The sequence below is a fragment of the Kribbella sp. NPDC051620 genome (assembly GCF_044453825.1).
Taxonomy (GTDB): Bacteria; Actinomycetota; Actinomycetes; order Propionibacteriales; family Kribbellaceae; genus Kribbella.
The window spans coordinates 158622-182996 of record NZ_JBITDB010000010.1 but is presented as its reverse complement, the minus strand read 5'-3'; the positions used below and the strand labels follow the sequence as shown (position 1 = coordinate 182996).

The following is a 24375-nucleotide window of genomic DNA, read 5'->3' as shown; positions in this document are numbered from 1 at the left end:
CTTCGACGGCCCAGGGACAAGTGGACCCAGCGTCGCGAGATCCGCGGGAGGACACCTCGGGCGAAGGGCCGGATTTGACTCGGCCGGACGGTTGACCCACACGCCGTACTTTGGGCCGATACCCGAGGCGCTTCGGGTGTCTACTGTGAGGTCATGTTCAGAAACGCGCTCCGCACGCTCTGGGCGGAGCCGCGTGTTCCCCAGCCGCCTCGGCGCGTCTGGCGGGACTGGGTGCTCGTCGGTGCGCTGCTGCCGACGGCCATCCTGGAGGGGATCTTCCGGGACGACCTGCCCTGGCGGCCGGTGGCGATCCTGTTGGCCATCGGGACGGTGGTCGCGCTGCTGTGGCGGCGTACCGCTCCGCTCGAGGTCGTCGCTGCCGTCTTCGGCTCGCTGATCGTGCTGGATGTCGTGGCGCTGCTCACCGGCCGCGGGCCGGTGGGGGAGTACATGATGATCTGCGTGGTCCTGCTCCCGTACTCCTTGTTCCGCTGGGGATCCGGCCGGGAGATCGGGATCGGTACGGTCTTCATCCTGATCGCGTTGGCGCTCGGGCTCACCGTCGATCCCACGGGGCTCGTCGACTCGATCCTCGGGAGCATGTTCCTGCTCTTCCCGACGACGCTCGGCGCCGCCGTCCGGTACCGGACCTCGTCGCGGGTCCGTGAGCTGGACCAGGTGAGGCTGCGGGAGCGTGAGCAACTGGCCCGCGAGTTGCACGACACCGTCGCCCACCACGTCTCAGCCATCGTCATCCGGGCACAGGCCGGCCGAATCGTCGCCCCGTCCGACCCGGCTGCGGCAGTGGACGCCTTGGCCATCATCGAGTCGGAGGCAACCCGCACCCTGGCGGAGATGCGCGTCATGGTCGCCGGACTCCGGCAGGACGAGGCAGCCGCGATGGCGCCGCAGCCCGGAGTGGCCGACCTCGAGCAGTTGGCTCGCGGAAGCCGGCTTCCGGTCGACGTCGAGCTGTCGGGTGACCTCGACGACCTCGGGCCGTCGGTCGGAGCCGCCCTCTACCGGATAGCGCAGGAGTCGATCACGAACGCCGTCCGCCATGCCCGCGCCGCGACCCGCGTCGACGTCCGGGTGGCCGGTGAGGCCGACTCCGTGCGGCTGACCATCCAAGACGACGGCGAGGCAGGCTCGGCCGGGCCGGTGGGCTACGGCTTGGTCGGTATGACCGAAAGGGCCGCCCTCCTCGGCGGCTCCTTCGAGGCCGGCCCCGGCGACGACCGGGGCTGGACCGTCAAGGCAGTCCTGCCGAGGACGGCCAGATGACCGTCGAAGCAGGTCCTGCCGAGGACGGCCGGCCGATCCGGGTGGTCGTCGCCGACGACCAGGAACTCGTCCGTACCGGGCTGACGATGATCCTGTCGGTGCAACCCGGGATCGAGGTGGTCGGTCAGGCCGCCGACGGTCGTGAGGCGGTCGAACTCGCTCGCCGGTTGCGCCCTGACGTGTGCCTGTTCGACATCCGGATGCCCGGGATGGATGGGATCGCGGCGACCCGCGAACTGGCCGGACCACACGTCGAGAACCCGATCGCCGTCGTCGTGATCACCACCTTCGACCTCGACGAGTACGTCCACGGCGCGCTCAAGGCCGGGGCTCGCGGATTCCTGCTCAAGGACGCCGGTCCCGAACTCCTGGTCCAGGCGATCCACGCGGCCGCCGACGGCGAGGCGCTGATCGCCCCGAAGATCACCGCCCGGCTGCTCGCGGCGTTCTCCGATACCCGGCTTGGCCGGCCGCCCGCTCAGCCTGTCGAGCCGCTGACCGGTCGCGAGGAAGAGATCCTGCTCACCGTCGCCCAGGGCCTGACCAACTCCGAGATCGCCGGCGACCTCCACATCAGCCTCAGCACGGTCAAGACCCACCTCACCAGCATCATGACCAAACTCGGCGCCCGGAACCGGGTCGAGCTGGTCATGTGGGCCTACGAAACCCACCGAGTCCAGCGCTGATCATCGACAGCAGGCCGGCCAGGTCTGCTACCGACTGTTCTGACAGGACCGAGCCGATCCTGGTGACCAGCTCTGCTTCGACTGTGGGTGTCGCGGCGGCAAGGATCTCGAGGCCGGCCGCGGTCGGCTCCACCAGCGAAGAGCGGCGGTCGTCGGGGTTGGCGGTTCGGCGGCAGCGGCCGGCCGCTTCGAGCCGATCGACTCCCTTGCTGGTGGCGCCGACCGTGATGGCAAACTCGTCAGCCAGGTCCTGGACCCGGGTCGTGCCGCTCGCCGCGATGAAGCGCAGAAACTCGAACTGGCCGAGCGGCAGGTCGTGCTCCGCCTTCAGTCGGGCGTCGAGCGCGTTGTAGAGCCGCGTCTCGAGCCGGACCAGGTCCGAGAACAGCGACGTGAGGTCGGTCACAGAGAAATCCAGCTTCGTGGGAATTAGCTTCCTGGGAATGTAGTTGTCATCAACCATAACCGATCCAGGAGAGGTGCGGCGATGAGCAGGGAGCAACGGGAGCAGGCCCGCGGCCTGATCAGCAAGAGCGCACTCGGGCGGACGCCGGCCCAGCACCGCGCCGACTTCGACGAGATGTTCGCCAGCCGGCCGCTGGGGGAGGACGTGACGCTTCGCCCCCGGACGCTCGGGGGCCGGCCTGCTCTGGATGTCGTGGTCGAGGGCGCCGACGGAGAGGGCGTCATCCTCTACTTGCACGGTGGCGGCTACTCGCTCGGGTCCGCCCGGACAGGGGCCAACCTTGCGGCGCCGTTGGCGCGGAGTACCGGTGTACCGGCCGTGTCGCTGGAGTATCGGCTGGCACCGGAGGACCCGTTCCCGGCCTGCGGTCGACGACGCGATCGCGGCGTACAAGGAACTGCTGGACAGTGGCCAGAAGGTCGTACTGGCAGGGGATTCGGCCGGTGGCGGGCTTGCGCTGGCCTTGATGCTGGCCGCGCGCAGGGCCGGGTTGCCGCAGCCTGTGGCGACTGTTCTGTACTCGCCGTGGACCGATGTCTCGCTGAGCGGCGGGAGCGTGGACTCGCGGGGTGACTTCGACCCGCTGTTCAGCCGGGCCCAGATGGCCGAGTCGGCGGAGTGGTATGTCGGCGGCCAGGACCCGCTGGACGAGCTGGCCAGCCCGCTGTTCGCGGAGCTGACCGGTCTGGCGCCGTTGCTGATCCAGGTCGGGTCGGCCGAGGTGCTGCTGGACGACTCGCTGCGGCTGGCGGTTCGGGCGGCTGAGGCGGAGGTCGACGTCAGCCTGGACGTGATCGCGGGGGCGCCGCACGTGTTCCAGTACTTCACCGGTTTCCTGCCCGAGGCCGACGAGGCGCTCGAGCGGGCCGCGGCCTTCGTGCGGCGCCGACTCGGTGACCAGCCGGTCGGGTAGCGCGGGGTTCTGGGGGTGGCGTCGCATAGATTGGGGGCATGAGCACCCCGTCCGAGAAGTACGCCGTTTTCCGCTCGGACCAGGAGCACCCCGCGGTGCGGGAGTTCCGCTCGCTGTACGACTTCCAGCTGGACGAGTTCCAGTTGCGGGCGTGCGCGGCGCTGGAGGACGGGCACCAGGTGCTGGTCGCCGCGCCGACCGGCTCGGGCAAGACGCTGGTCGGCGAGTTCGCGGTGCACCTGGCCCTGCAGCGGGGGCAGAAGTGCTTCTACACCACCCCGATCAAGGCGCTGAGCAACCAGAAGTACAGCGATCTGGTACGCCGCTACGGCCACGAGAACGTCGGCCTGCTGACCGGTGACAACTCGATCAACTCCGAGGCGCCGATCGTCGTGATGACGACCGAGGTGCTGCGCAACATGCTGTACGCCGCCTCGCAGACGCTGCTCGGCCTGTCGTACGTGGTGATGGACGAGGTGCACTACCTCGCCGACCGGGCTCGCGGCGCGGTCTGGGAAGAGGTCATCATCCACCTGCCGGAGTCCGTGTCGGTGGTGTCGCTGTCGGCGACGGTGAGCAACGCGGAGGAGTTCGGCGACTGGCTGGAGACGGTCCGCGGCAACACCGTCGTGGTGCTGGAGGAGAAGCGGCCGGTACCGCTGTTCCAGCACGTGATGGTGGGCAAGCGGCTGCATGACCTGTTCGCGGGGGAGGCGCCGACCGCGCGCGCCGGTGGCGTAGCGCAGTACGGGCCTTCGTACACCGCACCAAAGTCGAAGTCGGGCAACCCAGCCAAGGCAGGCAGCGGCGGGCCTGACCTCAAGGACATGGTCAATCCGCAGCTGGTCAAGATCGCCCGCGATGACAGCCGGATCTTCAAGGACGACTCGCGCAGGCCGCGGCGTCGCCGGGATCTGCCCAAGAGCCGGCCGGCCCGGTCGCACTTCACGCCGTACCGGTCCGATGTGGTCGAGGAGCTGGACGCCGGCGCGCTGCTGCCGGCGATCTACTTCATCTTCTCCCGCAAGGGCTGCGAGGACGCGATGCTGCAGTGCCTGCGCTCGGACCTGCGGCTGACCAAGCCGAGCGAGCAGGCCGAGATCAGGAGGGTGCTCGCCGAGCGGATGGTGGACCTGCCGGACGAGGACCTCGGTGTGCTCGGGTACCACGACTTCAGCGAGGCGCTCAGCCGGGGGATCGCCGCGCACCACGCCGGCATGCTCGCGGCCTTCAAGGAGGTCGTCGAGGAGCTGTTCGCGCGCGGCCTGATCAAGGTCGTCTTCGCCACCGAAACGCTTGCCCTGGGCATCAACATGCCGGCCCGCACGGTGGTGCTGGAGAAGCTGAGCAAGTGGAACGGTGAGGCCCACGTCGACATCACGCCGGGGGAGTACACCCAGCTGACCGGCCGGGCCGGTCGTCGAGGCATCGACGTCGAGGGGCATGCGGTCGTGCTCTGGCAGCCCGGGTTCGACCCGCGTGCCGTCGCGGGTCTGGCTTCCACTCGTACGTATCCGCTGCGGTCGTCGTTCTCCCCGTCGTACAACATGGCCGTCAACCTGGTCCGCCAGGTCGGGCGGTCACGCGCGCGGGACATGCTGGAGCTGTCGTTCGCGCAGTTCCAGTCCGACCAGGCCGTGGTGGGGCTGGCGCGGCAGGTGCAGCGCAACACGGAGGCGCTGGAGGGGTACAAGGAGTCCATCGACTGCCACCTCGGCGACTTCCTCGAGTACGCCGCGCTCCGCCGCCGGATCAGCGATCGCGAGTCGTCGGGCTCGAAGCGGCGCAAGCTGGATCGCCGGGTCGAGGCGCAGGAGTCGCTGGAGAAGCTGCGGATCGGCGACATCATCCGGATCCCGGCCGGTCGGAGCGCGGGCTGGGCGCTGGTGCTCGACGCCGGTGTACGGTCCGAGCGCGAAGGGCCGCGGCCGACCGTGCTGACGCTGGACCGGCAGGTGCGCAAGCTGTCGATGATCGACTTCCCGACCCCGGTCGAGGCGATCAGCACGCTCCGGGTGCCGAAGAAGTTCAACGCGCGCAACCCGCAGCAACGCCGCGAGCTGGCCCATGTACTGCGCGGCCGCACCGACATGATCGGCGAGGAAGGTCCGCCGTCGTCGCGCACCCATCGCGGCGATGTCGTCACGCACGCGGACGATCCGGAGCTGCAGCAGATGCGCGCCGAGCTGCGCGCGCACCCCTGCCACGGGTGCTCGGATCGCGAGGACCACGCCCGGTGGGCAGAGCGGTACTTCCGGCTCGACCGGGAGAACCGCGACGTACAGCGCAAGATCGAGCAGCGGACGAACACGATCGCCCGCCAGTTCGACCGGGTCTGCCAGGTGCTCGACGCGCTGCACTACCTCGACGGGGACAAGACGACGGAGGCGGGCGACCGGCTGTCGCGGATCTACACCGAGCTCGACCTGGTGGCGGCCGAGTGCTTGCGAGTCGGGGTTTTCGACGATCTCGACGTACCGGAGCTGGCGGCCTGTCTGGCGGCGCTGGTGTACGAGTCGCGCTCCAAGGACGAGCCGACGTCGCCGCGGTTGCCGCGCGGTGAGGTACGGACCGCGCTGGAGAAGATGGGCACCATCTGGCGGGACCTGTCGGCGCTCGAGCGGGACATGCGGGTCGACTTCCTGCGCCCGATGGATCTCGGCTTCTGCTGGGCCGCGTTCCGCTGGGCGTCGGGCGCGTCGCTGGCCGAGGTGCTGTACGAGTCCGACCTCGCGGCCGGTGACTTCGTCCGTTGGGTGAAGCAACTGATCGACCTCACCGAGCAGGTCGCCGACGCGGCCGGCCCGACGCCGCTGCGCAAGACCGCGCGCCAGGTGACCGACCAGATCCGCCGCGGCGTGATCTCGTACGCCTCGGTGGTCGACGAGCCGTAAACCACCCGCCAGTAGACGCCGACGCTAGAACATCAGGGGGCGGAAGTGGGGGTCTGTCGTGCTTTCCTCGCCGGCCATGTCGGTGAAGACAGCACGGACCGCGTCGATCGCCTCGTCGCCGTGGGTCTTGCGCAGCCTGCGCTCGTAGGACTGGTGGAATCGCCGGGCAGCCTTGAGCGCTGCCTGGCCGCGTTCTGACAGGTGGATCAGGCGTGCCCGGCCGTCGGTGGGGTCGGGGTGGCGTTCCACGTAGCCGCGGGCTTCCATGTCGTCGATGATCTGCGCGGCACCCTGCTTGGTGATGTCCAGCCGGGTCGCCAGCGTGCTGATCGTCGCCGGCGCGGCGCCGAGCGTGCGGAGTACGAAACCGTCGGAGCGGCCCTGGTCGTCGAAGCCCTGGGCCGCGGTGGCCGCGCGCAGTTCGCGGACGAACTCCTGCTCCGCGAGTAGTAGCAGGATGCCGAAATCGGGGTTGCCATTCGTCGCCATGTCACCCATGATAGACAAGCCGAGTTGAACAAGTCAACTTGTCTAAATAGTTTGGGGGACGAGATGCCGATCACCCGCGCGGCCGATGCGCCGCGGTTCGACCTTCCGGGCGCGCAGTTCACCGTGCAGGCTGCACCGAGCCTGGGGTCCAAGGGCCTGTGTACCTGGCGATTGCGGCTCGACACCGGTCAGCGCAACGACGCGCCGCACACCCTGGACCGCGACGAGGTCTTCATGGTGCTGTCCGGTACGGTCCAGGTCACGCCGGACGGCGAGAAGCTCGAGGCCGGTGACGCGGCCGTGGTACTGGCCGGAGACCCGATCCAGGTCCGCAACCTCGGCGACACCGAGGCTGAGCTCTACGTCGCCGTCACCGCCGGCTTCACCGGCACGATGGCCGACGGAACGACCGTCCAGCCGCCCTGGGCCCAGTAGCCGGAGTCGTCGTCCGTCAGTAGCAGGCATGACGGAGATGACGACGCGCCACCTGCTTTGGGACAGCCTGACGACCGCGCCGGAAGGCCGCCACCCCGGACGTCTGGGGGTGACCGACCTGCCGGCGGCGGAGTTCACCGTTTCGGAGAACATCAAGCATTCGTCGAGCGGTGCGGGCAAGGACTTCGACCGGGTCAACGCCTTGGGGCATGCGCTGCAGAACCACCAGGGCAGCGGCTTCGAACGGACGGTCAGGTCGGATACCGGCCAACGCCTGAATCCTGCCTGGCTGACGACCAGGAGCCTGGTCCACGACCCCGTCAGCGGGCGAATCGCGGCCGCGGCTCATCTGAGTCACTCAGCCGTCGGCCGGCCGCCGGCGCTCGACCTCGGTGCCATGGATGGCAGGAACATCAGCTCTTGGCGCGAGCACAACGGAATGGTCTATCCGGCAGGGAACCTGTACTGCGGATCCGATCGCTCCGGCGTGCTCGTTCCGGCGCTGATGCATGCCGACATCATCTCGGTCGATCTGTGGCCGGCGACCGGATCGATGGCGTTCTTCGAGTCCTGGGGCGGATCGTTGGGATCCGTCACGCTGATCGACGGCAGCGGGTCGTACCGGCTGCTGACCTTCGTCGACGGGGTGAGTGGGGGCGAGGAGATCCGATTCAGCCCGGACGGTGGCTGGCTGTTCCTCGACGGCGGCTCGAAGGCCTGGCTGGTCGAGGTGGTGACCGGGCGCTGGATGCAGGCACCGGTCCAGAACGCTGCCTGGTGGCCCCTGCGTCCAGCCACGCTCATCTCCGTCTCCAACGAGGACGGCGGCGGTGTGCCGAGGCTGTACGACCTGTCCTCGGCCGAGTACGTCGGTGAGTTTCCGCAGCTCCACATCGATGGGCAGGGCGAGGTGGACCTGGCCTGCTGGGGTGCAGCCGTCTCTCCCGGCGGCGAAGAACTCCTGGTCGGTACCCGAGCGGGCATCACTGCCGCGTACCAAGGCGAACACGGCTCCCGAACGCGGGCAGCCCGGGTGACGCTGGCCACCGGTCGTGGGCAACTCATCTGGCCGATCTTCCTGGACGACCAGGGCGAGCTGGAGCGGGAGCACCACGAGTTCCGCTGGCTCGGTCCGGTGCCGCAGTTGCCGGTGACGCTCGGAGCGCAGCTCGCCGCGCGGCTTCAGGAGCCGATCGGCCAAGCACCTGAAGGGGATCCGGCGCGCTACGGCGACGAGGCGAAGCAGTCCACCGGGATGGCGCTCGACTACACGGTGCAGCAACTACAGAACGACCTCCTGGCCTCCGACGGTTCCTACCTGATGCCGGAGATCGTCCGCGGCCTCGCGACGCTGCAGTCGTACGGCGGCGAGCACTGGGACACCATGAGCGAGTGGGCGACCCGGGTGGCCGTCGCGTTGGAGCCGCACGTCACCAGCGGCTCGCTCTCGGCACGCAATGAGGATGCATGGCGGGCGTTCTGCACCGCAGTACGTGCTCTGAACGCAGGCAGTCCTGGCCTGATCGACTGGGCAGCGTTGCCCTGGGTGAGGGACTAGCAGCGGCGGATGGGAGCGCTGTAGGTGGTGTTGCTTGGGTTGGCGACGTAGTAGTCGGTGACCCAGGTACCGTCGCTCAGGCGGTTCCAGACTGCGGTGGTGCCGACAGTTGTGCCGGCTCGTTGACAGGTGACCCAGGCAAGTGAGCCGATTGGCAGCAGGCCGGGGTAGGTGGCGTACGACGTACCGGGGCCGTGGCGCCTGGCCAGGTTGTCGGTTGTTGTCTGGTACGGGAGGCTGCAACCCGGGATGGGTGCGCTGTAGCCGGGGTTGCCGGGAGTACGGACGTAGTAGTCGGTGACGTAGGTGCCGTCGATCAGCTTGTCCCAGACGGCGCTGGTGCCGATCTTGGGGCCGAACGTCTGGCACACGATCCGGATGGCGGCGTTGTGGGCGATGGTCGCGCGCCTTGGGTACGCGGTGGAGGGGCCGCTGTAGGCGTAGATGTTGGTGCGGACCGTGTACGTGTACCAGGTCGAGGCGACCGGCGCGTCGAAGCGGTCGTTGTCGATGTTGAGGGTGACGCCGCCGTACGTCTCGTTGTGGTCACCCTTGTACTGCTTGCCTCGCTGGCCCACGGACCAGTAGCGGTCGGAGATCAGCGGCCAGCCCGTCAGTGCTGAGTTCTCGTTCCAGCGGGCGATCCACACCGCGTCCGGGCGCGCGTAGGAGGTCGAGTTGTAGACCTGGGCCAGGTGGCGAGCGCCGGAGTCCTGGTGGGCGTACACCGCGGAGATGTAGCCGCGCCGGTGCAGTTCCTTCGTCCAGGACGAGAGGTACCGCAGTACTGCGGCCCGGCAGGTCGCGTCGTTGACGTTGTAGTGCTCCATGTCGCCGTAGAGCGCGCTACCCGGGAGCAGCCGAGCGCTGCGGCCTTGGCTGCGGCATCGGCCGCCTGAGCCGTCCCCTGTGCGGCTGCAGACGATGCGGTCAGCTTCTGCGCGTTGGCTCGGGTAGTGCACGGCGCCTGAAGCCCCATGTACACAGGGATGAGCCGCCACCCCATCCGCGCCACAGTGCGCACCCAACTGCCGGTGAGTTGCGGCTGCGTGCACCCGCGGTTCACTCCGCCGATGTAGATCCCCACAGCCCGGTATGGCGACGCCAGCCAGGCCGACATCTGCGCGACCGTCGGCGCGGTACAGGTGTCGAACGCCAGCCCCTTGTACCTGGTAGCCGTGGCACTCGCCGGATACCCGATCGAGGTAGCCGGCTCAGCCGCCGCCGGTACCGTCATCCACATCAAAAGCAACGCCACGACCAGCAGCAAACGCTTCATTGCACCAGCCCCCTAGATACCAGCAGTACACGCCTCAACGACGTGCCCTGCAAGGGGCTAGTCTGCAGCGAAAAGCGGATGGAGGAGCGGCATGCAACCAACGATCGTCGAGCGCGAGGACCAGCCGTACATGGCGTTGCGCGGCAAGATCGCGATGAACCAGATCGCCGACTTCGCCCGGCGTACACCGGAGCTGTTCAGCTGGCTCGCCGCGCGCACCATCAACCCGATCGGCGACGTGTTCTTCCGGTACGCCGTGGTCGACATGGAGCACGGACTCGTGCTGGAGATCGGCGTACCGGTCGAGGAGCGCCATCACGGCGAGGGCGAGATCGTCGGCGGTGTCCTGCCCGGCGGCCGCTACGTCAGCGTCACGCACATCGGCGACCCCGGCGAACTCGAAGGCGTCACCGGCGAACTCCTGGCCTGGGCTGAGAAGGAGGGGCTGGTGTGGGACGCCGACGGCAACAATTGGGGCAGCCGCCTCGAGGTCTACAAGTCCGACCCCGAAGAGGTTCCGATGGACCAGTGGGAGACCGAACTGCTGTTCCGCCTCAGAGGCTAGGCGGCTACTGGTTGGAGCAGGTCGCGGAGTTGGCGCGCGGCCTGGAAGCCGGCGCGGTTGCCGCCGATGGTGCTGGCTGACGGCCCGTAGCCGATCAGGTGCACCCGCGGCTCCAGCACTGTGTGCGTGCCGTCCATCCGGATGCCTCCCGACGGTTCACGCAGATGCAGCGGTGCAAGATGCGCCAGGTCGGCGCGGAAGCCAGTAGCCCACAGGATCGCGTCGACCTGCTCCACCCGACCATCGGCCCACTCCACGCCATCGGGAGTGATCCGGGAGAACATCGGGAGCCGGGTGTAGACGCCCTTCCGGTACGCCGCCTGCTCCTGCTCGCGCAACTGCAGACCGGTCACCGCAACCACACTCTTCGGCGGCAGCCCGGCCCGGACGCGCTCCTCCACCTTGGCGATGATCTGCCGCCCGATCTCCGGCCCGAACTCCTCACCCGGCGTCCGCCACTCCGGCGGCCTCCGCGTCACCCATGTAGTGGTCGCGACCTCAGAGATCTCGGCGAGCAGCTGCACCGCCGACGCACCCCCACCGACCACCAGCACATGCTGACCAGCGAACTCGCCGGCGCCGCTGTAGTCAGCAGTGTGCAGTTGCCGCCCCTGGAACGTCTCGAGCCCCGGGTACCAGGGGATGAAGGGCCGGTTCCAGGTACCGGTCGCGTTGACGATCGCCTCGGCTTCGTAGTCGCCCTGGTCGGTACTCAGCTCGAACAACTCGCCCTCGTGCCGCACGCTCTCCACGATCACCGGCCGCACGACCGGTAGGTCGAAGCGAGTCTCGTAGTCCGCGAAGTACTGCGGCACGAACGCATTGGCCCGCTCCTCGCCGGCACTGGCCGGTACTGCGACCCCCGGCAGGTTGGCGATGCCGTGCACGTCATGCATGGTCAGCGAGTCCCACCGGTGCTGCCAGGCGCCACCGGGGGCCGGGTTGCGGTCGAGCACCACCACCCCGTCGTACCGGGGGAACCCCATCCGGACCAGGTGGTACGCCGCCGACAGGCCCGCCTGCCCGGCCCCGATCACCGCCACCTGCGTCCTCTTCACATCAGCCACAACACCCCGGATGGCCGGCAATCTTCCCGCCGCCATCCGGGGTGTTGTGGCTGGGGCTCAGCTCCAGCTGTTGTCGATGCGCTTGTGGTAGCGCTGTCCCGCCTTGCCGCCGATCACTGCGGCCAGCAGGCTGACCACCACGACGGCGATCGCCAGGATCACGCTGCCTGTCGTGAGGTCCTGGTCCGCGATCGGGATGGACGGCAGGTCGACCCGGTCCAGTACGTCGTACTGCGACCCCGCCAGCGCACCGATCCCGGCGACGAGCAGCGTGACGATGAGCCCGATCGCCCAGACGCCGAGCCCTTGCCGCGCGCCGTCGAAGCGGGCGAGCCGGCCGGCGACGTACCCGCCGTTGTAGTAGGCGATCGCCATCATCAGCACGATCAGCACGGCCGAGACGATGCCGATGGTGCCGGCGTTGTCCTCGGCGGTCGACCGGTCGATGGTGACCGCGTAGTCGACCGCGGCTGCGATCGCGCCGATCACGCCGGTCAGCAGCACGGTCAGGCCGATCGCGATCAGCCAGCCGAAGAAGGCGGCCCCGGACTTGAAGCCCCGGTACGCCGGGTCGACCTCGGCGGCCGTGGACGTCTTGATGTCGGCGCGGTGCGTGGCCGTCGGCCGCTCCACCACGGTGTCCTCGGTGAACTGTTTGGGCGGGACCTGCTGGGTATCAGCCTCGTCCCGGTACTGCTGCACCATCTCGCCGTCTCCTCACCTCGACAGCCCCGTTCTGACTGCCTGGTACCCGCGCGTATTCGCCTCGACCCGTCAGGCGATCAGATCGTCGATCTTGTCGTGGTACCGCTGACCGGTCCGGCCGCCGAGCAGCGCGAAGAGCAGCGGCAGCATCAGCAAGGCGGCGGCCGTGACGAGTCCGCCGGTGAGCAGGCTGTCATCGGTGAGCGGTACGTCGGGACGGTCGATCCGGCCGGTGAAGTCGTAGTTGCTGTTCAGGAACGCCCCGAGCGAGCAGGCGACCACGATCAGCAGCAACGAGATCATCCAGACCCCGAACCCCTGCCGCATCCCGTCGAACCGCACCAGCCGGCCCGCGACGTAGCCACCGATGTAGAACGCCAGGCTGATCACCAGGACCACCGCTGCCGCCGCGCTGATCGCGAAGGTGCCGGCGTTGTCCTCGAGATCTGTTTTGGTATAGCCCAAAATGTAGTAGGCGGCGGTGGCCGCCCCGCCGACGACGGCGGAGAGCAGGACGAGCATCGAGATCATGATCAGCCAGCCGAAGAACGCGGCGCCGAACTTGAAACCCCGGTAGGCCAGCCGCTCCGGCTCGGTCTGCTCGGCCGCCGGTTTGTCGGGGATCAGCGTGACGCTGCTCATCGCACGATGAGCAGCGGCCCGGGCTTCCTCGTACCGCCGGGTCGTCGTGTCGGCCTCAGGTCCATCCAGAATGCTCTGTTCCACTGCCGTTCCCCTCAAAGGTCAGCCCTGCGGCGGGTCCCTACCCGTTGGGTGGTGGTTTATTCCGTCGGCCGGACGGAATTAACCTCCCCCTGCAGAGATGAGCAGCCGGCCTGCCCGAAATGAGTATCGGCCACCGATGTATCGCCCCCGGCCCGCGTGATGACCTGTTCGAGGCTTTGATCCACCACTCGAACTGGGGAATCTGATGACGGACAACCAAACAGGTCACGGCGCCATGGGGCGGCGCAGCCTGATCGGCGGCGGCCTCGCGGCGGTAGCGGCCACTACTCTCACTTCGACCGGGCAGGCGGCGGCCGCCCCCGGCGTGACCGTGCCACCGGGGGAGTTGCGCGGCTACAGCCTGCCGCTCAGCGCACGCGGTACTGCGAACCTCGTCTCCGCACCGCCCTGGCACTACGTCGGGGACCTGTTGGGCGCGGAGTTCTGGACCTCGCCGGAGGCCGCAGCGGCCGCATTGCCGGCAGGACTGACACCCGACCCGATCACGGCGGGGCATGGGTACGCGCTCTTCATCGACTGGCAGTTCTCCGGGGACCACCAGGAGTACCTCGACCCGGTCCGCAGCCAGTACTCCGAGTTCCTGGTCCTGCTGGACGCGCAGTTCAACGGTGCTCCGGTTGCCTGGTGCCCGTACATCTACGTGGACAACGACGCCGCGCTCGCGCGTGGCTGGTTCCAGGGCTTCCCGAAGAAGCTCGGCACGATCAAGCAGACCCGGGCCTTCAGCGTCGCCAGCGACGCCGCACCGGTACTGGGCCCAAGCGGAACCTTTGCGGCCAGCATGTCGGCGGCCGGCCGGCGACTGGCCGAGGCCAAGGTGACCCTGGAGAAGCCGTCGGCGACCATCCCGGCGCTGGGCCGCCCGATCGTCAACCTGCGGCACTTCCCGCGGTTGCAGGCCGGGCAGTTCAACAACCCGGCTGTGCACGAACTGACCCAGTCGATCCTCGACCGGCCGACCGTCGCCAACGCCTGGACCGGCAGCAGTGACCTGACCTTCCTGCCGGCGCCAGGTGAGGAGCTGGCCGACCTGCGGATCGTCCGCAAGGGCATCGGCTTCCGGGGTTCGCTGTCCTACTCGGTGACCGACCTCAAGATCCTCACCGGCCCGGACGCCTAGCCGGGGTAGCGGCGTGGGGTGAAGACCAGTGGTCCAGCGGCCCGGTCCATCGTCTGCGTCTGCGACGAACCGATCAGCAGTAGGCAGCGCATGTCGACGCTGGCCGGGTCCAGCTCGGCCAGCGTGGTGATGGTGATGGACTCGTTCGCTCCGCCTACATCGCGTCCGACGATCACGGGGGTCGTCGGTGCGCGGTGTTCGAGGAGGAGGTCGCGGGTGGCCGCCACTTGCCAGGTACGGGACTTCGAGGCCGGGTTGTAGATAGCGATAGCGAGATCAGCCGCTGCTGCGGCTGTGAGGCGGGCAGCGATCACGTCCCACGGCTTGAGCCGGTCTGAGAGCGACAGCACGCAGTAGTCGTGGCCCAGGGGCGCACCGACGCGACTGGCCACCGCCTGCGCCGCGGTCATCCCTGGCAGCACCGTGACGGCGATGTCGGCGTACTCCGGTTCGGAGGCGACCTCGGTGACCGCACTGGCCATTGCGAACACGCCCGGGTCGCCAGAGGAGACCACTACTACCCGTGAGCCCTTGCGGGCCAGGTCGAGGGCGAAGGCGGCGCGCTCGGACTCCACCTTGTTGTCCGACCCGTGCTTGCGTTGCCGGGCACGGTCGGGCAGCCGGTCGACGTACGGGCCGTAGCCGATCAGGTCGTCGGCCTCGGCGATCGCATTGCGGACCTGCGGCGTCATCCACTCCGGCCCGGCCGGTCCTAGCCCGACCACCGTTACTGAGCCCTCTGCACTCACCCTCGGCGCCAGGGCCTCCGGTGCCGGGGTGTTGATCGGGCTGGGGAGCAGGGCCAGGGAGAAGTACGGCACCGAGTCCGGATCGACGTCTGCCAGGGGAGCGGTGCGCTGGGCGTCGGTGGTCGCGCGTTCGACGTACCAGGCCTCGTCTGCCCGGCCGGCGAGCTCGAAAGCCTCGCGTACGTTGGTGAAAGTCCTGCCGAGCTTCATGACGGCAGCAGCGTCGGTACTACGCAGCCGCTCGGCCAGTACGTCGGGCGGCAGCGTGCCCGGGAGGATCGTGAGGATCTCGTCGCGCTCACACAGCGGCCTGCCGAGTACTGCGGCCGCTGCACTCACCGAGGTCACCCCAGGCACTACCTCGCACGTGTAGCGGTCAGTGAGCCGCTTGTGCATGTGCATGTAGGACCCATAGAACAACGGGTCGCCCTCAGCCAGTACTACGACGTTGCGCCCGGCATCGAGATGCGCGGCGAGCCGTGCCGCGCAGTCGGCGTAGAAGTCGTCCATGGCGCCCTGATAGCCGCCGGGGTGATCAGTGGTCTCCGTAGTCAGCGGATACCTCAGCAGCTCCTCGATCTGACCGTCACGCAGGTACGGCGCTGCCACCGACCGCGCGATGCTCCGGCCGTGCCGGGCGCTGTGGTACGCGATGACGTCCGCTTCGCCGATCAGCCGGGCGGCCTTCACGGTCACGAGTTCGGGGTCACCCGGGCCGAGCCCGACACCCCAGAGCCGTCCGGTCACTCTTCTTCACTCGCGATCGCATTGAGGGCGGCAGCCGTGATCGCACTGCCACCCCGGCGGCCGCGGACGACCAGGTACTCCAGCCCCAACTCGTTGGCAGCCAGGGCTTCCTTGGACTCGGCGGCGCCGATGAACCCGACCGGAATCCCCAGGATCGCGGCCGGTCGCGGCGCACCGTCGCGGATCAGCTCGAGCAACCGGAACAGCGCGGTCGGAGCGTTGCCGATGGCAACGACCGACCCGGCCAGCCGGTCCGCCCACAGATCGATCGCGGCGGCGCTCCGGGTCGTCTTGTGCTGCAGGGCGAGGTCGGCCACCGACGGATGGCTCAGGGTGCAGATGACGTCGTTGTCCGCGGGCAACCGCTTGCGGGTGACTCCCGCGGCGACCATCGACGCGTCGCAAAGGATCGGAGCGCCAGCCTGCAGCGCGCTGCGCGCGGCCTTCACCACTCCGTCCGAGAAGGCGAGATCCTTCGCCAGATCAGTCATCCCGCAGGCGTGAATCATCCGTACGGCGACGTACGCCACGTCCGCCGGCAACCCGTCCAGCGCCGCCTCGGCTCGGATCGTCGCGAACGACTGCCGGTAGATCTCGGCCCCGTCGGTCACGTACTCGTACTTCTCGCTCACCTGTGTGCCCTCACTTCATCGACTCCCATCGCGACCCCGTCGACCGCGTAACCGCCACCCCCGAGGGCAACCACATCCAAAAACGCCCCACCAGGCTTCCCACACCGCCGCTCACACCCGGACCAGTGCACCCGCCCCCCACCCGCCCACCCCGGCACCACCCGCCGAGCATCCCCCCGAACATCCCCCAACGCCTTCCCACACCCCGGCCGCCCCGCACACGAGGTAACCCCGTTCCAGGCTGAGTCCTCTTCCAGCACCAACCCAACCCGCCGGAGCCCATCCGCCGCGCGCTGGCCCTCCGGCACCACCACAGACCGCCAGGGCGTAACCCGCACTTCACCACCGGCACGAGCCAGCGCCTCAGCCTGCTCGGCACCCAGCACCCCAAGCGGCACACCAACCACCAACGAGCCCGTCCCGTCCGGCCCCTCATGCACCCCAACCCGCGCCCGAAGGGCGCTGCCGGGCTCCGGGGCCTGCGCTTGGAGGGCGCTGCGGGGCTCCTCGCGCCCCGCAGCCTGCGCCCGAAGGGCGCTGGGGGGCGCCTCGCCTGCTTGCATCTCCGCGATCCGAGCCGCCGCCCGCAGGGCGGCGGGAGGACCGGCAGCGCGTAGCCGCGCCAGCACCTGCTGCGGGCCGTCAGGCAGTTCTGCCAGCCGCCAGGCTTCCGACTGCTGCTCAGCGCGTTCCGCCAGGAACGCCTCTGCCGCAGCCACCATCACCCCCGCCACGTCCTCGACCTCGACCAGCAGGCCGGTCGGGTCTCCCGCCAGCAGCAGCTCTCCGCATGTGCCGTCGACCATCCGCACAGCGACATCTGGCTTGGAGGACGCCAGGTCTCCGCGGCCATCGTCCAGCGCGAAGAGGAAGCGGCCGGGCAAGGCGGCTAGCCCCGGGGTGGCGCACAGTAGGCGGTCTAGTTCGCTGGCGAGTGGAAGTACGTCGTACTGGCTGGGGTGGTCGAGTCCGCTGAGTGGGGACGCCAGGATGTTCCGCACTCGCTCGTGGGTGATCGACGGCAGCAGCCCCGCAGCATACAGCCGCTCGGACAGCTCCACCGGCGCCCCCGGCTGCAGCGCCCGGATCTGCACGTTCGCCCGCGACGTGAGCTCCAGGTGACCGTCGCCCAGCTCCACAGCCGCCTCAGCCAGCACCCGCAGTTGCGGGGCGCTCAGCACCCCACCAGGCAGCCGCACCCGGGCCAGCCCGCCGTCGGCCGCCTCGTGGACAGCGAGTACCCCCGGACAACGGTCCGGCACTGTTCTTTCACGAGGCAGCACGGCGCGATGCTACTTTCCCGCCCGTTTTCCCGCGCAGCAGCCCTCCGGGCTACCGCGCGGGCGTAGTACCGGCTAGAGGTGCGTATGCGGGAAGGTGGGGGAGCGGTGCTGGAAGGAGAGGATGCCCGGATTGCGGATCCGGCCGCCCTCGATCTCGATGGCGCGGTCGATCGTGGTGTCGGTGTGCCAGGACTCCGGCCCGTCGAGCACTGTCCGCAAGTACGGCAGCAGCGCCTCGCTGATCTCCCAGCTGGCCGAGTTCCACAGGTACGACGGGGTGTGGTCGACGCCGTAGTACGTGATGTTCTCGCCGACCGTGAAGGTGGGCTCGGCGAAACCGGTCGGGCGGGCCCAGCTGAAGCCCATCCCCAGGTCGCACGAGACGTCGACGATCAGGCTGCCCGGCGCGAACTGGTCCAGGTCCTCCTCGATCAGGAACGTCAGCGGCGCGTCCGGATCCTGCAGCACGCAGTTCACGACGATGTCGTGCTGGGCCAGGAACCCCGCCAGGGGCACCCGCTCCTCGTCGATCAGCGCGTGGCTGCGCCGCGGGTCGCTGGTGTCGTCGGCATCCTCGTGGTCGAACTGGATCATCCGGGCGGAGTGGATCGGCGAGCTGACTGCCGCCACACCCCGCCCGGTCAGTACGTCGACGTCGTGGATCCCGTGCGCCGCCAGCGCGGTCACGGCACCTCGCGCCGTCGCGCCGAAGCCGATCACCACCGCGTTGAGCCGGCGGCCGTAGTCGCCGGTCGAGCCGATCAGCTCCAGCGCGTGCAGCACCGAGCAGTAGCCGGCCAGCTCGTTGTTCTTGTGGAAGACGTGCAGGTTGAACCGGCCGTCCTCGGTCCAGTGGTTCATCGCCTCGAAGGCGATCAGAGTGAGCTCGCGGTCGATCGCGAGCTGGGTCACCTTGTCGTCCTGGACGCAGTGTGGCCAGCCCCACAGGGTCTGGCCGGTGCGGAACTCGGCCAGGTCCTCGGGTTGCGGCTTCGGCAGGAGTACGACGTCGGCACTGGCGATCAGCTGTTCCCGGTCGAGGACGCCGGCTACGGACCGGGACAGCTGCACGTCGGAGATGCCGAACTTCTCGCCGTACCCGGACTCGAGGAAGATCCGCTGCCGCAGGTCGTCGTCGATGCGTTCGAAATGGTGCGGATGGATCGGCAGCCGATGCTCGTTCTCTTTGCGGGAACGGCCGATGACGCCGAGAGTTAACTGGTCCACGATGGGCCCCTTTGGTTACCGCCTGTCTAGCACAGCCGCGCCAGCCGGAGAATCATCCGCTAGCAGATAATCCCGAGCTAGGATTAACGCATGGCTGATTCCCCCTTGCGCACCGTGCCGGACCTGACCGGGATGCTCATCCATGCCGGCCACGTGCTGGAGACCCAGCTGACCGCGGCGCTGGCGGAGATCGGGCTGACTCCCCGGATGCAGTGCGTGCTCTTGTACGCGCTGGAGGAGGAGCGGACCCAGATCCAGCTCGCGGAGCTCGCTTATCTCGACAAGACGACGATGGTCGGCACCGTGGATGCCTTGGAGAAGGCCGGTCTCGCCGAGCGCAAGCCATCGGAGACCGACCGTCGTGCCCGGATCATCGCGGTCACCCCCGCGGGCGCCAAGGCCGCCGAGGAGGGTCAGCGAGTCGTCGACCGAGTGCACGGTGAAGCGCTCGCCGCCCTCGCCGCCTCCCAGCGCAAGCCCTTTGCCGACGCCCTGACCGAGCTTGTCGGCGGCCAGCTCGCCACCCCGGTGGAGGCGCAGGCGGTACGCCGTCCACGCCGAAGCGCATGATCCACTAAAAGATCGTCTACTACGGAACTATCTGTTAAGGTCGTACTTGTCCTGCTCTGCTGACAAGGAGACGACCGATGACCGCAACGATCGAGCCGGCCGGCCACACCAGTACGGCCCAACCAGGACGCGCCAGAGCACTCGCGGTGCTCTGCGTGATGCAGCTGATGATCATCCTCGACGGCACCGTCGTGACGGTCGCGCTGCCGACGATCCAGAGCGACCTCGGCTTCAGCCAGGCCGGCCTCGCCTGGGTGATGAACTCGTACCTGATCGCCTTCGCCGGCCTGCTCCTGCTGGCCGGCCGGATCGGCGACCTGATCGGCAGCAAGCGGGTCTTCCTCACCGGCCTGGCCGTCTTCACCGCGGCCTCACTGCTGTGTGGAGTCGCCACGAGTTCCGAAGTACTGATCGCCGGCCGCTTCCTGCAGGGCGTCGGCGGCGCTCTGGCCTCCGCGGTGATCCTCGGCATGATCGTCGGCCTTTATCCCGCCCCGGCCGACCAGGCGCGCGCGATGGGCGTCTACGGCTTCACTTCCGCCGCTGGCGCCTCGATCGGCCTGATCCTCGGGGGAGTCATCACCCAGACAGTCGGCTGGCACTGGTCCTTCCTGATCAACGTGCCGATCGGCATCGTCTCCCTGGTACTCGCCTCCCGCCTGCTCAAGAGCCAACGCGGCCTAGGCCTCAGCAAGGGCGCCGACGTACTAGGCGCAGCCCTGGTCACTGCGGGCCTCTCACTGTCCGTCTACACGATCGTCCAGACCGCAGAGCCGACCGCGGACCTCCCGCGCACGCTTGTCCTCGCGGCAGCAGCAGTAGCCCTTCTCACCGGCTTCGTACTACGCCAGGCCCGCGCCGCCCAGCCACTGCTCTCTCTGCACATCTTCCGCAACCGCCAGGTGACCACGGCGAACCTGGTAGTCGTCCTGCTCTTCGCAGCCGGCTTCGGCTTCCAGTTCATGACCGCGCTCTACCTGCAGCGAGTGCTGGGCTTCGACTCGCTCCACACCGGCCTGGCCTTCCTTCCCGCGCCGATCCTGGGCGCAGTGATGTCCCTGTTCATCGGCCCTCGCCTGATCGCCCGCTTCGGCGCCCGCGTACTCCTACTGGCCGGCCTGGCTGCTCTCCTCGCAGCCCTACTGCTGATGAGCCAGGCCCCGGTCAACGGCTCCTACCTCACCAATGCAGTGGTCCCACTCCTGCTGGTGGGCGCTGGTACCGGCGTGGGCATCCCGGCCGCGATCATGCTCGCCATGTCCGGCGCAGCGCCGGGTGACGCCGGCTTAGCCTCCGGACTCAACAACACGGCCCAGCAGGCAGGCGCAGCAGTCGGTACTGCGGTACTCGCAACACTGGCCGCCTCGCGCACCGCTGTACGAGTGTCGGAAGGCGATAGCCCGGTCAGCGCGCTGCGCGACGGATACAGCATCGCGTTCGTTGCCGCGTCCGCCTTTGTCGTCGCGGCACTTCTCGTCGGTACGACACTCTTGCTGCGCTACCGTGGTCGCCCGTGAGCATGACGAGGAACCCCGACCGGCTGGTGCTGTTCACCGACGCAGTGGTCGCCATCGCGGTCACCCTGCTGATCCTGCCGCTGGTAGAGGTCGTCACGGAGGTGGCGAGGACGCAGGCCGAGGCGAACGCGGGCAATGCCCCGGACCCGTTCGCGGTGATCAGCGAGAACCAGTCGGCCATCTGGACGTTCCTGCTGAGTTTCGCGGTGATCACGCGGTTCTGGCTGGTCCATCACGGCGTCTTCGAGCATGTCAAGGCCTACAACACCATGCTGGTCAGGCTGAACGTACTCTGGCTGCTCTGCATCGTGGTGCTGCCCTTTCCGACCGAGATCCTCGGCCAGTTCAAGACCGACACCTTCTCCGCGGCCTTCTACTCCGGCACCCTCGTCGTGCTTGCAGTGACCCAGACAGCTCTCACGCTGCTCGTCCACGGGCACAAGGAACTCGAGGCCGACGAGAACCCCGTCACCGACCGCGAGATCGTCGGTTCCGTCGCTTTCCTCGCTTGCGCGGTGGCCGCGTTCCTTCTCGCGCTGGTGCCGGGGGTGCGTCTGTACGGCTTGCTCGCGTTGATGCCGAGCGGTGCGATCGCCAAGCTGGTCAGCAATCAGCGCGAGCGCCGTACTCCGTCAGTTGCCTAGAGGCCGGCCCAGAAGCCGCAGTGGTGCTCGGTGCTCAGATTGACCTGCTGGATGCCGGTCTGGTCCGTCGGTGCGAGTGAGAGCCCGCTGATGTCGCCGTGGCCGGCAGGAGCCCACTGCGGTCGCCCCGACCCGTTCGGATCGCCAGTACGAGCGAAGGCCGTCCAGTAGTCGATCATCTGCTCCGACAGCCGCGTCTGCGCCGCTGTCATCGGGAGCTCGTACCCGCCGAGGCTGAACAGGTACGGCAACTCCGTGGCATGCGCCGCGCCCTGCCCTGGTTGGGAGATCGGCGAGTGCTTGTCAGCGAACTCATACGCATACACGGGGACCTTCCGGGCAGCCTGCTGATCGTTGGCGACCTGCGTGCACGACCAGATCCGATCAGTGGTCACCACAGTCCAGGCAGCAGCGGCTGACCCGTACTTCGCCAGCGGGTACTCCTTCAACACCTTCCCAGCGTCCGCAGCGCCGACCATGGCGGTCACCAGTCGCGGGTAGTCCGCATCGGTCAGCACTCCGCCGTTGAACGCGGCCAACCAGCCCGACGCCTCGTCATGGTTGTTACCGGACAACACCGGCACCCGGTGGAACAGCCCGGCCTTCATCGCCTTAGCAGGGCTCAGCGGCAACACCGCCGTACCGCCATAGGCCACCTGCGTGAAGTTCAACGTGTCCTCGACAAGTACTGCGGGGTCTGCCGAGCGCAGGCAGTCCAGAGTCGGCTGTCCCGGCTTGCAGCCAAGCTTGGCTGCGTTGTCCGCCGCCCACTCCTTGCCGTTCTGCTGCACCGTGCGCTGCGAGATCCACGGCGAATCGGCGGCCTGGCCTGGGTACTGGCTGTTGTCGGCCCAGTTGAAGGCGCATGAGCCGCTCTGCATGACTGCTTTGGAGAACAGGCCGGTAGAGGTCGGTGAGGTGAGCTGGGCGCACACACTCATGCCACCGGCCGACTCGCCGGCCACAGTGACGTTGCGCGGGTCGCCACCGAAGGCCCGGGCGTTGCGCTGGACCCAGCGGAGGGCTGCTTGCTGGTCCTGGATGCCATACGTGCCAGAGGCGGGCAGGCCCGGGTAGCCGAAGAAGCCGAAGATCCCCAGCCGGTAGTTGACCGTGACAACGATGACGTTGCCGCGGGCCGCCAGCTTCGAGGCCTCGTAGCTGTTGCCTGCACCGGAGAAGAAGCCGCCGCCGGGGATCCACACGACCACTGCACGCGGCTTGGCGGACTGCTGGGTCGGCCTGGTGACGTTCAGGTAGAGGCAGTCCTCGTTGGTGGAGCCGCCGGGCGCTTCCGGGTTGTCTCCTTGCGGGCAGACGCTGGACAGCGTCGTCGCGTCCCGTACGCCCGTCCACGGCTGGGCGGGTTGCGGGGGCTTCCAGCGCAACGCGTGCATCGGCGGAGCGGCGTACGGGATGCCGTTGAAGACCTCGGTCGTCGCTGTCGCCTGCCCGCGCACCTGTCCGTTGTCAGTGCGCACTACGGGACCGGTGGTGGCTGCAGGTTGAGATGCCGTGGCCTGGTTGACAAGTAGTGCGGCTGGCAGCAGCGCAAGGGCTGCTGCCAGCTGGAGCTTCCTACTGATGTTTGTCCTCATGCCGTGCAGCCTCTGCCAGGTCCGGGTGGACCCGCTTCGGCCGCACGGCCACTGCATCTACACCTTTGGTCTAGGGGTCAGCAGTAAAGGTTGCTGCCGGGGGAGACGCCCAGGATGCCGGTGATCCGGTTGTAGGCGTCCACGCGGCTCTGTACCTGACCAGGGTTGCCGCCGTTGCACTCGATCGAGCCGTTGATGCTGCGGATGGTCTCGCCGAAGCCGGCGCCGTTGACCATCGCGTTGTGCGGCGTCATCGTGCCCGGACCGGACTGGGTGTTCCAGTACCAGAGGCTGGCCTTCCAGGAGACCGTCGCGTTCTGCTCGACCTGCCAGGGGTTCCCGAGCAGGTCGATGCCCAGGTAGTCGCCGGCTGCCTTGTAGTTGAAGTTGTGGCTCAACTGCAGCGGACCGCGGCCGTAGTACGCCGACTGGCCGGCCGGGCAGCCGTACGGGAGCTCCGGGTGGCAGTAGTTGGGGTAGTTCGCGGTGTTGATCTCCTTGATGTAGACCAGCCCGCCGGTCTCGTGGTTCACGTTCGCCAGGAAGGCAGCCGCCTCGCGCTTCCGCGTCGCGTCGTCACCGGTCTTGGTGAAGCCCGGGAACGCCGCCGCGGCGCTGACCAGACCGGAGTACGTGTAGAACGAGTTCCGGCTCGGGAACATCGAGTTGAACTGCGACTCGCTCACCGGGAAGCTCCCGGTCGGCGGCGGATCCGTCGGTCCGCCGCCGCAGGTGTAGGGATCCCAGTACCAGGTGCTGACCGTTGGGTCGTAGCCCGGGTTGTCGTGCTCAGCGATGTAGTACAGCCCGTTGGTGTACTTGACGATGTTCCCAGTGACGTAGTTGGCGCCCTGGACCCAGTTCGGGTAGCTGCAGGCCGGCGGGGTCGTGCCGCCGTCGCAGCTGAATGGGTCCCAGAACCAGGTGCTGATGATCGGGTCATAGCCGGGGTTGTCGTGTTCGGCGATGTAGTACTGGCCGTTGGTGTACTTGACGATGTTGCCGGTGACGTAGTTGGCGCCGGCTACCCAGTTCGGGTAGTTGCAGGCCTGGGTCGCGGTGGGGGCTTGGATGCGGGCTTCCGCGGGAGCCGTGACGAACATGGAGAGCACGACTCCGACGGCCGCGAGGACCGGCAGAACGCGCACGAAACGAGGCATCTTCACGATGGCACTCCTCTGTCCTGACCCGGCGCAGTGG

The 24375-nt window shown here is 68.4% G+C and carries 22 protein-coding genes and 2 pseudogenes; 12 read left to right on the top strand and 12 right to left on the bottom strand.

The window, feature by feature from the left end:
* Window positions 1-153: 153 nt before the first annotated feature.
* Window positions 154-1284 (top strand): sensor histidine kinase, encoded by a 1131-nt coding sequence (locus ACIA12_RS38830; protein ID WP_396372464.1) that lies wholly within the window; start codon window positions 154-156, stop codon window positions 1282-1284.
* On the top strand, window positions 1281-1970 hold the full coding sequence (locus ACIA12_RS38825; RefSeq protein ID WP_396372463.1) for a response regulator: 690 nt from the start codon (window positions 1281-1283) through the stop codon (window positions 1968-1970). The genes ACIA12_RS38830 and ACIA12_RS38825 overlap by 4 nt, the downstream gene beginning before the upstream one ends.
* On the opposite strand, the gene ACIA12_RS38820 is transcribed toward ACIA12_RS38825, so the two are convergent.
* Window positions 1933-2376, bottom strand: coding sequence for a MarR family winged helix-turn-helix transcriptional regulator (locus ACIA12_RS38820; protein ID WP_396372462.1), 444 nt, complete (start codon window positions 2374-2376; stop codon window positions 1933-1935). The two genes, ACIA12_RS38825 and ACIA12_RS38820, sit on opposite strands and share 38 nt — an antisense overlap.
* 81 nt (window positions 2377-2457) lie before the next feature.
* Here ACIA12_RS38820 and ACIA12_RS38815 point away from each other — a divergent pair.
* The 3 genes and pseudogenes from ACIA12_RS38815 to ACIA12_RS38805 all read left to right on the top strand — a co-directional run.
* Window positions 2458-2739: pseudogene (locus ACIA12_RS38815) on the top strand (alpha/beta hydrolase); the annotation flags it as partial.
* Between the two features lie 4 nt (window positions 2740-2743).
* Window positions 2744-3349: an alpha/beta hydrolase fold domain-containing protein gene (locus tag ACIA12_RS38810; RefSeq protein WP_396372461.1), complete on the top strand. Its 606-nt coding sequence runs from the start codon at window positions 2744-2746 to the stop codon at window positions 3347-3349.
* 38 nt (window positions 3350-3387) lie between these two features.
* Entirely contained in the window at window positions 3388-6243 is a 2856-nt protein-coding gene (locus ACIA12_RS38805) for a DEAD/DEAH box helicase (RefSeq protein ID WP_396372460.1), read from the top strand.
* A gap of 24 nt (window positions 6244-6267) precedes the next feature.
* Here ACIA12_RS38805 and ACIA12_RS38800 read toward each other — a convergent pair whose 3' ends face one another.
* A complete protein-coding gene (locus ACIA12_RS38800; protein WP_396372459.1) occupies window positions 6268-6732 on the bottom strand; it encodes a MarR family winged helix-turn-helix transcriptional regulator in 465 nt (154 codons plus the stop codon).
* A gap of 63 nt (window positions 6733-6795) precedes the next feature.
* Here ACIA12_RS38800 and ACIA12_RS38795 point away from each other — a divergent pair, with 63 nt between their 5' ends.
* Window positions 6796-7167 (top strand): cupin domain-containing protein, encoded by a 372-nt coding sequence (locus ACIA12_RS38795; protein ID WP_396372458.1) that lies wholly within the window; start codon window positions 6796-6798, stop codon window positions 7165-7167.
* A 28-nt stretch (window positions 7168-7195) separates the two neighbouring features.
* Window positions 7196-8725 (top strand): hypothetical protein, encoded by a 1530-nt coding sequence (locus tag ACIA12_RS38790; protein WP_396372457.1) that lies wholly within the window; start codon window positions 7196-7198, stop codon window positions 8723-8725.
* Here the strand turns inward: ACIA12_RS38790 and ACIA12_RS38785 are convergent.
* A pseudogene (locus ACIA12_RS38785) lies at window positions 8722-9845 on the bottom strand (glycoside hydrolase domain-containing protein). The gene ACIA12_RS38790 and the pseudogene ACIA12_RS38785 sit on opposite strands and share 4 nt — an antisense overlap.
* Window positions 9846-10095: 250 nt before the next feature.
* On the opposite strand from ACIA12_RS38785, the gene ACIA12_RS38780 reads away from it, so the two are divergent.
* Window positions 10096-10569, top strand: coding sequence for a GyrI-like domain-containing protein (locus tag ACIA12_RS38780; RefSeq protein WP_396372456.1), 474 nt, complete (start codon window positions 10096-10098; stop codon window positions 10567-10569).
* Here the strand turns inward: ACIA12_RS38780 and ACIA12_RS38775 are convergent.
* From ACIA12_RS38775 to ACIA12_RS38765, 3 genes are all read right to left on the bottom strand, one after another.
* Window positions 10566-11627, bottom strand: a complete 1062-nt coding sequence (locus tag ACIA12_RS38775; protein WP_396372455.1) for an FAD-dependent oxidoreductase — start codon at window positions 11625-11627, stop codon at window positions 10566-10568. The genes ACIA12_RS38780 and ACIA12_RS38775 overlap by 4 nt on opposite strands.
* A 66-nt stretch (window positions 11628-11693) precedes the next feature.
* Window positions 11694-12341, bottom strand: coding sequence for a hypothetical protein (locus ACIA12_RS38770; RefSeq protein ID WP_396372454.1), 648 nt, complete (start codon window positions 12339-12341; stop codon window positions 11694-11696).
* A gap of 69 nt (window positions 12342-12410) precedes the next feature.
* Entirely contained in the window at window positions 12411-13067 is a 657-nt protein-coding gene (locus tag ACIA12_RS38765) for a hypothetical protein (RefSeq protein ID WP_396372453.1), read from the bottom strand.
* Between the two features lie 205 nt (window positions 13068-13272).
* Here ACIA12_RS38765 and ACIA12_RS38760 point away from each other — a divergent pair, with 205 nt between their 5' ends.
* On the top strand, window positions 13273-14208 hold the full coding sequence (locus ACIA12_RS38760; RefSeq protein WP_396372452.1) for an acetoacetate decarboxylase family protein: 936 nt from the start codon (window positions 13273-13275) through the stop codon (window positions 14206-14208).
* Here ACIA12_RS38760 and ACIA12_RS38755 read toward each other — a convergent pair.
* The 4 genes from ACIA12_RS38755 to ACIA12_RS38740 all read right to left on the bottom strand — a co-directional run bounded on the left by ACIA12_RS38755 (window position 14205) and on the right by ACIA12_RS38740 (window position 18846).
* Entirely contained in the window at window positions 14205-15704 is a 1500-nt protein-coding gene (locus ACIA12_RS38755) for a precorrin-2 C(20)-methyltransferase (protein ID WP_396372451.1), read from the bottom strand. The genes ACIA12_RS38760 and ACIA12_RS38755 overlap by 4 nt on opposite strands.
* Complete coding sequence (locus ACIA12_RS38750) at window positions 15701-16336, bottom strand: precorrin-8X methylmutase (protein ID WP_396372450.1); 636 nt, start codon at window positions 16334-16336, stop codon at window positions 15701-15703. The genes ACIA12_RS38755 and ACIA12_RS38750 overlap by 4 nt, the downstream gene beginning before the upstream one ends.
* Window positions 16333-17619 carry a precorrin-3B synthase gene (locus tag ACIA12_RS38745; protein ID WP_396372449.1) on the bottom strand — a complete coding sequence of 429 codons (1287 nt, stop codon included), beginning with the start codon at window positions 17617-17619 and terminating at the stop codon, window positions 16333-16335. Before ACIA12_RS38745 ends, ACIA12_RS38750 begins: the two co-directional genes overlap by 4 nt.
* A gap of 72 nt (window positions 17620-17691) precedes the next feature.
* Entirely contained in the window at window positions 17692-18846 is a 1155-nt protein-coding gene (locus ACIA12_RS38740; RefSeq protein WP_396372448.1) for a N(5)-(carboxyethyl)ornithine synthase, read from the bottom strand.
* Between the two features lie 90 nt (window positions 18847-18936).
* Here ACIA12_RS38740 and ACIA12_RS38735 point away from each other — a divergent pair, with 90 nt between their 5' ends.
* From ACIA12_RS38735 to ACIA12_RS38725, 3 genes are all read left to right on the top strand, one after another.
* Window positions 18937-19416 (top strand): MarR family winged helix-turn-helix transcriptional regulator, encoded by a 480-nt coding sequence (locus tag ACIA12_RS38735; protein WP_396372447.1) that lies wholly within the window; start codon window positions 18937-18939, stop codon window positions 19414-19416.
* A gap of 77 nt (window positions 19417-19493) precedes the next feature.
* Window positions 19494-20933: an MFS transporter gene (locus ACIA12_RS38730; RefSeq protein ID WP_396372446.1), complete on the top strand. Its 1440-nt coding sequence runs from the start codon at window positions 19494-19496 to the stop codon at window positions 20931-20933.
* 2 nt (window positions 20934-20935) lie between these two features.
* The gene (locus ACIA12_RS38725) at window positions 20936-21577 is read left to right on the top strand and encodes a TMEM175 family protein (RefSeq protein ID WP_396372511.1); all 642 of its coding nucleotides are present in this window, start codon (window positions 20936-20938) and stop codon (window positions 21575-21577) included.
* On the opposite strand, the gene ACIA12_RS38720 is transcribed toward ACIA12_RS38725, so the two are convergent.
* Together ACIA12_RS38720 and ACIA12_RS38715 are read right to left on the bottom strand one after the other, a co-directional pair.
* The gene (locus tag ACIA12_RS38720) at window positions 21574-23058 is read right to left on the bottom strand and encodes a carboxylesterase/lipase family protein (RefSeq protein ID WP_396372445.1); all 1485 of its coding nucleotides are present in this window, start codon (window positions 23056-23058) and stop codon (window positions 21574-21576) included. The genes ACIA12_RS38725 and ACIA12_RS38720 overlap by 4 nt on opposite strands.
* A gap of 194 nt (window positions 23059-23252) precedes the next feature.
* Window positions 23253-24335, bottom strand: coding sequence for a chitinase (locus ACIA12_RS38715; protein WP_396372510.1), 1083 nt, complete (start codon window positions 24333-24335; stop codon window positions 23253-23255).
* Between the last annotated feature and the right edge of the window lie 40 nt (window positions 24336-24375).